Annotated in this window: 10 protein-coding genes and 3 pseudogenes; 3 read left to right on the top strand and 10 right to left on the bottom strand. The window is 39.5% G+C overall.

Annotation, left to right across the window (positions count from 1 at the left end; translation table 11 throughout):
- Window positions 1-46 precede the first annotated feature (46 nt).
- Window positions 47-970 (top strand): universal stress protein UspE, encoded by a 924-nt coding sequence (uspE, locus tag ACRWSG_RS16625; protein ID WP_138600031.1) that lies wholly within the window; start codon window positions 47-49, stop codon window positions 968-970.
- 64 nt (window positions 971-1,034) lie between these two features.
- On the opposite strand, the gene ttcA is transcribed toward uspE, so the two are convergent.
- The 6 genes and pseudogenes from ttcA to ACRWSG_RS16595 form a co-directional block, all read right to left on the bottom strand.
- Window positions 1,035-1,928: a tRNA 2-thiocytidine(32) synthetase TtcA gene (gene ttcA, locus ACRWSG_RS16620; protein WP_054553048.1), complete on the bottom strand. Its 894-nt coding sequence runs from the start codon at window positions 1,926-1,928 to the stop codon at window positions 1,035-1,037.
- Window positions 1,929-2,159: 231 nt separating this feature from the next.
- Window positions 2,160-2,573: a hypothetical protein gene (locus ACRWSG_RS16615; RefSeq protein ID WP_462166796.1), complete on the bottom strand. Its 414-nt coding sequence runs from the start codon at window positions 2,571-2,573 to the stop codon at window positions 2,160-2,162.
- A gap of 116 nt (window positions 2,574-2,689) precedes the next feature.
- On the bottom strand, window positions 2,690-3,004 hold the full coding sequence (locus tag ACRWSG_RS16610) for a hypothetical protein (RefSeq protein WP_054553044.1): 315 nt from the start codon (window positions 3,002-3,004) through the stop codon (window positions 2,690-2,692).
- A gap of 11 nt (window positions 3,005-3,015) precedes the next feature.
- Window positions 3,016-3,909 (bottom strand): polyphosphate kinase 2, encoded by an 894-nt coding sequence (gene ppk2 / locus ACRWSG_RS16605; RefSeq protein ID WP_462166795.1) that lies wholly within the window; start codon window positions 3,907-3,909, stop codon window positions 3,016-3,018.
- A gap of 496 nt (window positions 3,910-4,405) precedes the next feature.
- On the bottom strand, window positions 4,406-5,074 hold the full coding sequence (locus ACRWSG_RS16600) for a DUF2987 domain-containing protein (protein WP_371351863.1): 669 nt from the start codon (window positions 5,072-5,074) through the stop codon (window positions 4,406-4,408).
- Window positions 5,067-5,884, bottom strand: a pseudogene (locus ACRWSG_RS16595) (glucosaminidase domain-containing protein). The gene ACRWSG_RS16600 and the pseudogene ACRWSG_RS16595 overlap by 8 nt, the downstream one beginning before the upstream one ends.
- A gap of 214 nt (window positions 5,885-6,098) precedes the next feature.
- On the opposite strand from ACRWSG_RS16595, the gene ACRWSG_RS16590 reads away from it, so the two are divergent.
- Window positions 6,099-7,394: an anti-phage deoxyguanosine triphosphatase gene (locus tag ACRWSG_RS16590; protein WP_138602443.1), complete on the top strand. Its 1,296-nt coding sequence runs from the start codon at window positions 6,099-6,101 to the stop codon at window positions 7,392-7,394.
- Between the two features lie 101 nt (window positions 7,395-7,495).
- Window positions 7,496-8,587, top strand: coding sequence for a DUF481 domain-containing protein (locus ACRWSG_RS16585; protein ID WP_462166794.1), 1,092 nt, complete (start codon window positions 7,496-7,498; stop codon window positions 8,585-8,587).
- Window positions 8,588-8,667: 80 nt separating this feature from the next.
- On the opposite strand, the pseudogene ACRWSG_RS16580 reads toward ACRWSG_RS16585, so the two are convergent.
- The 4 genes and pseudogenes from ACRWSG_RS16580 to ACRWSG_RS16565 all read right to left on the bottom strand — a co-directional run bounded on the left by ACRWSG_RS16580 (window position 8,668) and on the right by ACRWSG_RS16565 (window position 13,477).
- Window positions 8,668-10,822, bottom strand: a pseudogene (locus tag ACRWSG_RS16580) (prolyl oligopeptidase family serine peptidase).
- Between the two features lie 161 nt (window positions 10,823-10,983).
- Window positions 10,984-11,985, bottom strand: a pseudogene (locus tag ACRWSG_RS16575) (branched-chain amino acid aminotransferase); the annotation flags it as partial.
- Window positions 11,986-12,163: 178 nt separating this feature from the next.
- Window positions 12,164-12,952 (bottom strand): SDR family oxidoreductase, encoded by a 789-nt coding sequence (locus tag ACRWSG_RS16570; RefSeq protein WP_462166793.1) that lies wholly within the window; start codon window positions 12,950-12,952, stop codon window positions 12,164-12,166.
- A 21-nt stretch (window positions 12,953-12,973) separates the two neighbouring features.
- Window positions 12,974-13,477 (bottom strand): Mpo1 family 2-hydroxy fatty acid dioxygenase, encoded by a 504-nt coding sequence (locus ACRWSG_RS16565; protein ID WP_054553036.1) that lies wholly within the window; start codon window positions 13,475-13,477, stop codon window positions 12,974-12,976.
- Between the last annotated feature and the right edge of the window lie 72 nt (window positions 13,478-13,549).

Raw genomic sequence — 13,549 nt, 5'->3', positions numbered from 1 at the left:
TTACACTCAAAGTACTACTTTTTGCGGAACAGTTAAGGAGCAGCACATGGACGCAATTAAACGAATTTTAGCAGTTATAGACCCAACCAAAGAGCAGCAACATAGTTTAAGCCGCTCAATTGATCTAGCCAAAAAATCTGGCGCGACCATCACCGCTTTCCTCAGTATCTACGACTTCTCTTATGAAATGACCACAATGCTTTCTGCTGATGAGCGTGAAGCAATGCGCGAAGCCGTAATAAAAGACCGCCAAGAATGGTTAAATGAACAAATTGCCCTTTACCCAGAGCTTACCATTGATAGCTGTGTGGTTTGGCATAACCGCCCTTACGAAGCCATTATCAATACCGTGATCAACGATGGTTTTGACCTAGTTGTCAAAGGCACCCATCAACACGATACACTTAAATCGGTTATTTTCACCCCAACTGACTGGCACCTCATTCGTAAGTGCCCTGCTCCAGTTTTACTTGTTAAAGAGAAAGAGTGGCCAGCAAAAGGCAATATTTTAGCTGCTGTGAACGCCGTGAGTGAGAATGAACAACACCTTGAACTTAACAAGCGTATTATCAAAGACGCTCGCTTCATTTGTGACTTGGCTAATGCCACTCTTAATTTAGTGAATGCCTACCCAGCAACGCCGGTTAATATCGCGATTGAAATTCCTGAGTTTAACCCAGGTGTTTACAACGAATCAGTTAAAAAACATCACTTTGAATCAACGCTTTCATTAGCTGAAGGCTTTGAAATTGACCAAGCTCATTGCCACATTGAAGAAGGCTTACCTGAAGATGTTATTCCTGATGTGGCTGCGCGCCTCAACAGCGAATTAGTAGTGATTGGTACAGTTGGACGTACTGGCTTAAGTGCAGCGCTTGTCGGTAACACAGCAGAGCATGTGATTGACAGCCTTGACTGCGATGTATTAGCATTAAAACCAGACGGCTATGTAAGCCCACTTGCTAAATAACCTATTGAATAGATATTAAAAAAGCCCCTGTTTGGGGCTTTTTTATATATACAGTTTAAGAGTTTTATATATTTGTTACATCAATAAATAATGATTCATCAATGTTTGTTGATGAGACCACCGCCTCGCTAAAGTCATAGCTTTCACGATTGCCTTCTCTATCAAGTGGTAAATTTTCAAAATCAAATAAGTTTCTGTCTGCAAGCTGGCTTGGGCTAACATTTTGTAAAGACTTAAAGATACTCTCAACACGACCTGGAGTTTTCTTATCCCACTCTGTCAGCATGGCTTTGATTGATTGACGCTGCAAGTTTTCTTGTGAGCCACATAGATTACAAGGAATGATCGGGAAGTCTTTGTGCTCAGCGTATTTAATTAAATCTTTTTCACGGCAATATGACAACGGACGGATTACCACGTTACGTTCATCATCAGAGCGTAATTTTGGTGGCATCGCTTTTAGTCGTGAACCATGGAACATATTTAAGAACATTGTCTCAACGATATCATCCATGTGATGACCAAGTGCTAGTTTGGTTGCACCAATTTTTTCTGCAAATGAATAAAGTGTGCCGCGACGAAGTCGTGAACACAGACCACAGGTTGTTTTGCCCTCTGGTACTTTTTCTTTTACTACTGAGTAAGTATCTTTATCAACGATGTAATACGGAATATTTAGCGTCTCAAAGTAATCAGGCAAAATGTGCTCAGGAAAACCAGGCTGCTTCTGATCAAGGTTTACCGCAATAACTTCAAATTTAATCGGCGCTGCTTTTTGTAAATTAAGCAAAATATCTAGCATTGCAAAAGAATCTTTACCACCACTGATACATGCCATAACAACATCACCGTCTTCGATCATGTTATAATCAGTAATCGCGGTACCAACATGCCTTCTTAGACGCTTTTGAAGTTTATTAAATTCAAGAGTTTCTTTTCTAGTATCAGTTTGATTCATTTGCTCTGCTCATACAGGCTTTAGTAAGCCATGTTTCATAGTAAAAAGTTCGGCGTGGATTATACGGACTTTTTGAGCGAGTTGAAATGATTAGCGTGGGATAATTAAAACGCTTCACTTGTAGAGATACCACGTAAAGCAAAGCGCTGTGGGAATAGACTCAAAGATCTATGAATTTATAGGCTGAAAGCTTTAATTTTCTGACTTCTGCAAACTTACTTCTTATTTATTTTACTGTGCATTTATAACGGGAAGCTGTACAAGCAAGATCAGGTAGTCATCTCTACCCCAGCAATACTTATCATTTCTAAGTGGTTTTAGATGCCAAACTACTGGCTTGCCCTTATTATCTAAACGAGTTTCATTTTCAAGCTGCACACGGACTAAATTTTTCTCTGCTGAGAGAATATTATAAACGAAGGTTTTTCTCGCTTCAGACTCAGAAATATAGCCCTGTTCGTCATATGAGATTTCTAATGTGTTGTTTTTGAAAGCTACGGTATGAAAATTAGCTTCACAAACTGGGCTATTTGTAGACTGCCATGAGCCTTGCAACTTAGTTTGCATTTCTTGGTTGATAAGTGAATGACTACTACATGCTGAACATAGCAGTAAAATAACAAAAATAGACGCTAAAGGTTTCATTAAGATGTTTTAAGTCCCTGAAAAATTGACATTTAGCATAACTAGAATCGTAAAAATGTCCAGCGATACGCTTAATAAAAACAAAGGGCACAATAGCCATGTGCCCTTTGTTAACTTTAAGCGCTTTTAGTTTTAGCTTTTTTATTCTTTGCCAATCGTTTGGCACGTTTTATAGCCGATTTTTTCGACGCATTTTTCTGCGCAATTTTTAACACTTTAGCCTCTTTTAATTGCTTTTTTGCTGCTTTAAAGCGCTTTTTAGCATTTTCAGCTAGGTTCTCAGCTTCGCTGGCACACTCTACAGCTGCTTGTGCTTTTAATGCTGCATCTTTTGCAAGTTCAGTGGTTCTTGCCACTTCTTTTTTACTCTTTTCAAGAATTTTTTCGAGCTTAGCAAGACGTTTCTCAAATACTGACTGTGAATTTTGCATAATATTCTCCTTCACTGGCGTATAGACATGCGGGTAGGTTCGGTAACAATAAGCGAGTCGACACAATTTACTACATCGTGATCTTTCTCCGGGTAATCTAAACAACTTAAGAAGTGGCGCATACAGTTGATTCTCCCGCGCTTTTTATCATCAGAACGAATTTGTGTCCAAGGTGCATCCTTAGTATGGGTATGAAACATCATGGCATCTTTGGCATCACTATAATCATGCCATTTAGCCAGTGATGCCATATCAACTGGGCTTAGCTTCCATTGTTTGAGTGGGTCGTTTTGGCGCGATTTAAAGCGTCTAAATTGCTCTTCTCTACTGACCGAAAACCAATATTTAAATAACTTAATACCGCTATTCACCAACATACGCTCAAGTTGAGGTGTTTGACGCATAAACTCCAAATATTCGTGATCATCGCAAAACCCCATTACCTTCTCAACACCGGCTCGGTTATACCAAGAACGATCGAAAAGTATGATTTCACCCTTAGTAGGTAAGTGGTTAATGTAACGCTGGAAGTACCACTGATCTCGCTCTCTAGTAGTTGGCTTTTCTAAGGCCACCACGTGTGCCCCGCGAGGATTTAAATGCTCCATAAAACGCTTTATAGTGCCACCTTTACCTGCCGCATCTCGACCTTCAAATAAAATCACAATTTGTTGTTCGGTCTCTTTGGCCCAACCTTGCATTTTTAAAAGTTCGATTTGCAATTCGTGTTTATGGCGCTCGTATTCAATCACGTCCATTTTTCGTTTATACGGGTATTTACCGTCAGCATTCCACTTTAAGCTTTGGTTTTTAACATCTAGATCAAAAACCACATCCTGTTTAGCATTGTGTTCGGATAAATTCTGCTGTTTTACTGATACAGGTTCGACATTGACTGTCTGCATAACGACTCCTATTAAACTATAACTACCTATATTGAGAACTTTATAGTTTTACTTTAAGCCAGTTATAGCTAAGTAACTTGATCTAAATCTATATTTTCATTCCTTAAAAATTCATTTAAAAATAGAAAGTTAGCACTTAATAATTAAGTAAAGATTAGGCTAGCAATATACAATCAAGTCTTTTTTCTATAATAAAAAACAACCAGAGAACACTAATACATTCCGACTATTTCTATGTTTCAAAACACACTGAACCTTAAATACACAGCAATACAAATAGTTAGGAAAAATATGAATCAAGGGAATAATTTAGAGCAAAGAAACAGTCATAGTAATTGTACTAACTACGATGAATTTACAATTTTGTTCATACGTCTAAATGCTGAGATAAACTTTTGAAAAAAGAGACAAAATAACTATCTGTTTAACAACAAAAAAGGACCTAATTAAGGTCCCTTTTGTCGAAGTTTAAACGCTTTTAGCCAATATATAGTCGCTATTTAACAATCCAAGGTGTGGCGCTGATAAGCTCAGCATGACTGTTTAACACTGTGTTATCGTCTTGCCAGTCATCTGTTACTTTTATTGAGCAACGCTGCTCTTTACAGCTAACCCCATTTGCCGAGATAGCGTCTTGGCCATTAAATTTAAGTACAACACCTTGTTGTTCAGGCAGCAAAAACCACATTAATTTGCTGACAAAAAAGCCCGACAAATCAGATAACAGCTCGTCAAATTCTTCATTTAACGTATATAAGTTCGCTTTACTGAGTTCAAAATCTGCCAAATCAGTCGCTTCAATTTGTAACTTTAATTGGCATTCATGTTTTGGGTTTTCTGGTTGAACAACTATTACGGCTTTATCTGTATCAAGCTGCTTATCAAAAGGTAAAAGTAACTGAGCCTTATCTGTATAAGTTAAGTCAAACTCTTGTTTTTCTGTAATTATTTTACCTGATTTAATTGTGCATACTTCGTTGCTAGCAATATCAGACAAATAAAAGTTAACTTGAGCGTATTGAAATTCGCCTTTATTAACAACTTTCAAACGATCGTAAAAGCCATCATAGGCAACAACAAATTCAGTTGCTGCGGCTTTAGAGGAAACCGCGCTTAGCGCAACCGCGATAGTTGCGACTTTTAACCATGGAAGGAGTTTATTCATCAAAGTAAGCTCTATTTTGATTTATCATAGTGTTTAATTCATCAATATATGCTTCACGGCGCTCAGAGTATGATAACAAACCTTGTGTTAACTTGGTTGCTTCTATAGGTTTTTGCTGGCGACGTAAATCGGCACGAATTAATCGTAAATCTTTATACGCAGCATGGGTATTAATATTTTTAAAATATGAGCTTACAGCAGCACGTACCGATTTAAATGCTGTCACTTCATGGTCGCTTCGTTAGCACGGCGACGAGGAACCATGCCACAACCCTTTTTGTAACACCATTGACCGAAAAAGTTTAAACCAATCCGTGCAAAGCGTGACGTGCCCCATGCTGATTCATTTGCTGCTTGCATTAGCGCAAGCTCTTTAGGAATGATATCAACTCGACGTAGTGCTTGGGTAAGCGATAAAGTGTCAATAGTGTTAGGCAACTTGTAGCTGGTAAGAATTTTTTTAATATCTGACTTTTGCTTGCTCGTAAGCGGCTCATTGTACTCAAGCATCATGCGCGCAATTTCTAGTTTAGCTCGCTGCTGTAAAATTTTTTTATTTTCGGCCTCAACATGTGGGCGAATGAAATCAAAAAAAGCATGTTTCTTCTCTTTTACATCAGTAAATGCTGCAAAGTCAGGCAGTTTTACATTATGTAATGGTTTTTCTTTTTTGATTACGCGCTGGGTTCCGGTAGGCGTGCTCTGAGTTTGTTCAGATTCTTCAACTGTCACTTCTTTTTCGATAAATGGCGAAAATAACGCCCATGCAAAAAAAGCGGTTAATAAAGCTCGAAAAACGTACTTAAGCATGTATTCTCTCAAATAAACTACTACTCATGTGCGGTTAACTCACGCACACACAAAGGCGAAGTATACCAAAGCAGATGATTTTTAGCGAATTCAGCACTATAAAACCACCCATAAAAGGGACAAACTATTGACGTAACAGTGTAGTTTGCTCGCAATTTTCAAGCGCTTGCGTATACTGAAAAGTAAGCAAACAAGGAATAGGAAGGTTATTTTTATGTGCCAATCTTGGCAAGCTCGCATTATTAATCAACAAAAATATCGTCCAAACGATAACCGCTCAGCTTGGCAGGTTGACCGCTCTCGAATCATACACGCCGCAGCATTTAGGCGTTTGCAGGCCAAAACTCAGATTATGGGTATTGGCTTAAATGATTTTTATAGAACTCGTCTTACTCATTCTTTAGAAGTTGCCCAAATTGGCAGTGGTTTATTACGCCATTTGAAAAAGCAGCACCCTGAATTTACGAATTTTCCTAGCGGTAGTTTACTCGAAACCTTATGCCTTGCTCATGATATTGGTCACCCTCCTTTTGGTCATGGTGGTGAAATAGCATTAAATTACATGATGCGCGATCATGGTGGCTTTGAAGGTAACGCGCAAACACTTAGAATTGTCTCTAAGCTTGAGCCCTATTCAAATGGCTATGGCATGAACTTAACCAGGCGCACCTTGTTAGGTTTTATTAAATACCCAGCCTTCATTGATGATTTGTGGCACAGCATTCCACCTTTGAGCGAGCAGCGTAGCTTTATTAAAGCTGACCATTGGCGACCAGCTAAGGGGTTATACACCGACGATAAAGATATTTTCGACTGGATCATGGAGCCACTGTCTAATAACGATAAAGCACTGCTGAGCAGTCATTATAAGGTTGATGAATTTAGAGCCAAAACCCACTATAAATCGATAGACTCAGCAATTATGGAATTAGCTGACGATATTGCGTATGCCGTTCATGATTTAGAAGACGCTATAGCAACAGAGGTTTTAACGTTGGCTGATTGGCAAAATCATGCCCTTGTACAACTACAAGAGCTTGACTCTGCGTGGCTAACCACTCATTTAAGCTCGATAACCGCCAGACTCTTTTCTCATCACGAGTATGAGCGTAAAGACGCCATTGGTGAGTTGGTAAACACCTTTATTATTAACGCTCAGTTAGTTGTACAAAACGCAGATTTCGAATCTGAAATATTACAGTACACGGTGAGTCTTCCAGATGAATTTGCCGAAATTCTTAACGTGCTAAAACATTTTGTTTTTAAACGTTTGATTCGCGAGCCGAAGATGCAGCAAGTGGAGTTTAAAGGGCAAAACCTGCTGATTGAATTATTTAGTGCTTTTGCCAGCGACCCAATGCGCTTATTACCAGAAACAACGCAAGAAATGTGGCTAAATGCGCACCAACAAGGCGATAATGCGATGCGCATAATCTGTGATTATTTGTCAGGAATGAGTGACGAATACGCCTACAAAACCTATCAGCGTTTGTTTTTGCCCTCTGCTTAAGTAATTTTTGAACACTATTTGATAGTGTTCTAAAATTAAGCAGGTTATTAATAAATAATCGCACTTCTTTAGATGCATTCTATTTAACATGGATTGAAATAATGCTCAAAAAATACCTGCTCATCAGTGCAGCTGTTGCAAGTTCATTTGCTTGCTATAGCGCAGAAACACTTCCAGATCCGCTTCTCGAAGAGCGCGGCATAATAATTAAAGATGCAACCCACTTTGATTGGATACGGCTTAATTCTGGCGAATGGCTCAAAGGCGAGCTTGTCTCTTTGTACGACAAAGAAGTTGAGTTTGACAGCGACATTCTTGATACATTAATGATTGATCGCGAAGATATCTATATGATTATTTCAGATCGCCATCATACGGTTCGCTTTAACGATGGCAATGAGCTCAGTGGTACACTTAATATATCGGGCGGTTATGTAAAAGTTGGCGAACAAGACGCTAAATACCGTTATCGCGATTTAGTCTCAATTGCTCCCTCAGTTGAAAGCGAACTCAGTGCATGGACTGTAAAGTTATCCATGGGTGCAGATTTGGCCCGTGGAAATACTGACCAAACTGAATATTCTATTAAAGCTGACATAAAGCGCCGTACTGCTTCAAGTCGATTTTTATCTGAGATTTTAGGCTATCGCACTACCAGTGATGATCAAATTACTAAAAACAATATTCGTGCTAACGGTACATTTGACTGGTTTTACACACAAAAAATGTACTACCGCCCTATTTTCTTTGAATACTATCGTGACCCGTTCCAAAATATCGCCAATAAATACACTGTCGGCGCCGGTGTTGGTTATTATGTGATAGATACCGACAAAACAGAATGGGATTTTACAGCGGGTCCCGCGTACCAAAAGACTCAATTCGATACAGTAGCTGCAGGGGAAGATAAGAGTAATTCGTCAATGTCTTGGTTTATATCTACAAATTATGAGTTAGAAGTCACCAAGAAAATCGATTTTTCATTAAATTATCGCTACCTAACTGCAAGCAGTGATGCTGGCGGTGACTCACAATATGCTTTGGCTGCGTTTGAATTTGAAATCACAGATGATATCGATTTTGATGTGTCATTAGTTTGGGATTACCTTGCCGACCCGATTGCCGATGAAAACGGTGTAGTACCAGAAAAAGAAGATTACAAAATGATTTTCGCTTTGGGTATCGATTTATAATATCAATTCGCTTGATCGATACAAAAACGCCGAGCTAAGCTCGGCGTTTTTAATTTTAGTTAAGTAATATATACATTACCTTATAGCGATTTAACACCCATGTTGTATAGAGTAAAGCCATAAATATCAGCGTACTGATCGATGATCTTACTGGTTGGTGTTCCTGCACCGTGACCAGCATTTGTTTCAATGCGAATAAGATACGGGTTTTGTTTCGCACCTTTGTCTTGTAGCTCTGCTGCAAACTTAAAGGAATGCGCAGGTACCACACGGTCATCATGATCCCCTGTTGTCACTAAGGTTGCAGGGTAGCTAACACCTTCTTTTACATTGTGAACTGGTGAGTAGCCTTTTAAGTAATCAAACATTTCTTTACTTTGTTCACTCGTACCGTAGTCATACGCCCAACCAGCACCGGCTGTAAAGGTGTGGTAACGCAGCATATCTAAAACACCTACAGCAGGAAGCGCAACTTTAAATAGCTCAGGGCGCTGTGTCATAACCGCACCAACTAATAAGCCACCATTTGAGCCACCACGTACCGCTAAGTAATCAGGTGAGCTGTATTGTTTTTTGTTTAAGTACTCAGCCGCAGCAATAAAGTCATCAAATACATTTTGTTTCTTAAGCTGTGTACCATTTACATGCCATTCTTTACCATATTCGCCACCACCACGAATATTAGCAACAGCATAGATGCCACCGTGCTCAAGCCACGCCGCTACTGTAGGGCTATAACTTGGTGTTAGACTTACGTTAAAGCCACCATAGCCATATAAAATAGTCGGATTTTTACCGTTAAGCTCAGTGCCTTTTTTGTACGAAATAATCATCGGAACTTTGGTGCCATCTTTTGATGTATAGAACACTTGTTCAGAGATATATTCTTCGCTATTAAATTTAGCGCCCGACTTGCGGTACACATCAGACTTACCTGATTCAACATCAAACGAGTAGGTATTGCCTGGTGTAGTGTAATTCGTAAATGAGTAATACAGTGTTTGTGCATCGTGCTTGCCACTAAAGCCATATGCAGTACCTACACCTGGCAGGCTGATGTCACGCACCAATTTACCTGATTTATCGTATTGTTTTACTTGCGAAATCGCATCAACCATATACTTAGCAAAGAAGTAGTCACCGCCTTTCGAAATGCTAAGTACATTGTCAGTTTCAGGGATTAAATCTTGCCAATTTTCAGGGCTTGGATCAGCAGCATCAACAGTCACTACACGCATATTGGGTGCGTTTAAGTTAGTCACCAAATACAATTTCGAGCCGTCATTATCAATAATTGAGGTATCTGAGTCAGTGTTATCTAAAATCGTCACTAACGTGCTGTCAGGCTTAGTTAAATCTTTGATAAACAGTTTATTACCTGATGTTGAAGTACTTGCAGCAATAATTAAATAACGATTATCACGGGTCACATCAGCACCAATATAACGATGTTTCTGTGCCTCTGTGCCACCATAAACTAATTGATCATCTGCTTGTGCCGTGCCTAACTTATGGTAGTAAACTTTATGTTGATTCTGTTTTTGCAGACAGCTCACTACCTTTTGGCTTATCGTAGCTCGAATAATAGAATCCTTCGTTGCCAAGCCAAGAGATACCGCTGAATTTTACATCGACTAATGCTTCTTCAATTGGTTGTTTAGTCGCTGTATCAATAATGATAATTTTACGCCAGTCACTGCCGCCTTCAGAGATTTGATAAGCCGCTAAAGTGCCATCTTCTGTGAATGTTAAGCCCGACATTGAAGTTGTGCCGTCACTACTGAAGGTATTAGGATCTAAGAACACCTCAGCTTCAGAGTCGCCTTTTTTACGATAAACTACGTACTGATTTTGCAGACCATCGTTTTTATAAAAGTAGGTGTACTCACCCTCTTTAAATGGCGCTGTGACTTTTTCGTAGTTCATCAACTTTTCAAGCGTAGTTTTTAGCTCATCGCGATACGGAATATTTTTTAGATAAGAAAAGGTAACGTCATTTTCGGCTTTAACCCACTGGGCTGTTTCGTCGCTCATATCGTCTTCTAACCAACGGTATGGATCGGCTACTTTCTCACCGAAGTACTCGTCAACAACATTGCCTTTTTTAGTTTCTGGATAATTCACAGCAGCTTTAACCTCTGCAGTTTTCACTGTTTGTTCTGTTTTTGTTGGGGTAGACTCACCGCAGCCCGCCAATGCAACAACAATCGCACATGCTAGTGTTTTCTTGATCATAATAAATTTACTTTTAGTTATTGTTAATAAAATGAAAGTAAAATTAAAGCATTAGAATGTCTAGTAATTTGCGGTTAAACACCGGAAGTGCTGTAAACCAATGTAAAAACAAAAAAGCCACGTAGTAACGTGGCTCTTCAAAGCATGTATTTGCTCAGCGATTATACTTTTGTTAACCAGCCATGAGTATCTGCTGATTTACCCCATTGAATATCATTCAATGCTTGGCGTAATTTTGCGACTTTTTCACCCGGCTCACCCGACCCCACTTTAAACTCTTGGTTGTTATGAATAAGTGTGCCAACCGAAGTAAGTACCGCAGCAGTACCTGATAACGCAGCTTCAGTACCTGGTTTAGCGGCTCTTTCTAGTAACTCAGACACAGTAAAGTTACGCTCAGATACTGTCATACCTAAATCTTTAGCAATCGTTAAAATACTATTACGTGTTACACCGTGTAAGAATGTGCTATCAAGTGCTTTTGTGATGATTTCATCACCATCAATTAGAATGAAGTTTGCAGCACCAGTTTCTTGTACATCACCACCAGGGCAGAATAAAATTTGATCTGCTTGATGCTCTGAGCGAGCTTCTAAGATTGGACCTAATGCACTTGCGTAGTTACCACCACTTTTAACCATACCCATGTGTGGTGCACAGCGCATGCCATCTTCTTCAAGTAATACACGTAATGCTGTAGCACCACCAGCAAAGTAATCACCCACTGGCGAAAGTAATACATACAGTAGTGAACTCATTGACGGTGCAGCCGCTTTACCAATAGCCGCTTCTGTACCAATGTGAGTTGGGCGAATATACATAGACCCCGGTGGTGTTGGTGTTTCGTCTGCGTATTCTTTTACAATGTCTTTGATCATTTGCTCAAGCATGCCTTCGTCAAAGTCAGGTAAGTTTAGTAACTTAGAGCTTTGTTTCATACGAGCAATGTTAGCATCCATACGAAAGATATAGACCGAGCCATCTTCGTAACGAAATGCTTTTAATCCTTCAAAACAGGTGCTTGAGTAATGTAATACGTGAGCACCCGCATGTAATTCGATTTTATCAGATGGGACCAGCGCACTTTCACTCCATGAGTTATCAGCAAAACGTGCTTGGATCATTTGTGGCATAAATACAGTACCAAATGCGGCCATTGTTGTTCTCTCTTGTTTGGACTACTTTTACCCCATTGTATGCTAATCCATCCCCGTTTAACCATAGCAAACTAGTGCCTTTTATCGATTAAAGTAATAATAATTCGACCATTTTGTACAAAAAATGCGCAACCCAAGTTGCGCATTGTTTACTGAGAATCATTCGCTAACAAATGACTATAAATTATCTGTAGTTCATTTTTGCTGTGAGGCGATTAAAAAAGCCCGGGAAAAAACGCTTGATAGTCGGTGCTAAACCACTAATACCTTCACCAATAACAACTTCATCTTTCTCGGCTTCAATGGCTTTGATCATTTTTGCAGCGGCTTTTGCCACATCCATGCCGTTTTCTATTGATTGTTCTGGTTTATTTTGCGGTTTACCTTGGCCATCTAACGAATTATGCGCAATGGCTGTTTTAATTGAACCCGGGCAAATAGTCAGGCAATTCACATTTTTATCGGCTAATTCTGCCCTTAAGCAATCCATAAAGCCAACAACTGCATACTTAGAACCCGAATACCCAGTTCTGAACTTTGAACCGACTTTACCCGCTACACTGCTAATTGATACCACCATGCCCATACCTTGCTTCACCATCTGTGGTACGACCGCCTTAGTTAAAGCAATTAAACCAAAATAGTTTACTTCCATCAGTTGGCGATAAACCGTAAATTCGTTTTCTAAAAATAGACTACGCTGCGACACCCCACCGTTATTGATAAGCACATCAATGCGACCAATTTGCTCGATCACTGCTGGCATATCTTCAAGTAAGGCTTCGGGCTTTGCCAAATCAAGGGCGACCACATGATGATTACCGCCGAGTCTAGTATTAAGAGCGTTGAGTTTTTCCTCATTTCGGGCAGACAGTACTAGCGTTGCCCCTTTTGCCGCCAATTGCTCACAAAGTGCCTCACCAATTCCAGAAGATGCCCCAGTAACCCAAACTGTTTTACCATTTAATTGCATGTGTGTTCCTTATTATTGTTGTTATGCTTTATTAGGCCCTGCATGTTGTTCGATATGATCAGCAATATCTTTATAAAAACCAAGCATAATCAAGAACTCTGCTAATACAAATAACGGCCCTATGACCAAACCAATTAAATCATCAACAAAGGCTGGCTTTTTACCTTCAAAATAGTGACCAATAAACTGAAACACCCAACCAACCACGAAACTGCCAATGCTGACAGTTAGCCATAACTCTGTTGAAAGCGACACCACAGGCTCAGCAGCAATGCTTAACAAACTTAAGCATACAGCCATAATTAACCCCATAGATAAGCTAAGCATTAAGTAATAAAGACAAGTGAGCGCAATTACCACGGTTGCCAAGGAGATAACAGCAGGCTCTGAGATAAGCGTGACGCGTTGTAATAAACAAATAATTGCAAACACAATTAATGGGATGCCGATAAAGTGAGTGACAATATTGCGTTTAGAACGGTGATAAAGGGCGTAATTTGTCAGTTGTTGTTTTAATGTTTTCATTGTTTTTCCTGCCAAAACTGTGTTCAAAATTCAGATTAGCAGAAAATTCACCAACAAGAATGTCAACTAGCC

This window comes from Pseudoalteromonas sp. GB43 (assembly GCF_054923805.1).
The sequence above is the reverse complement of the archived record's forward strand: the minus strand, read 5'-3'. Positions and strand labels throughout refer to the sequence as shown.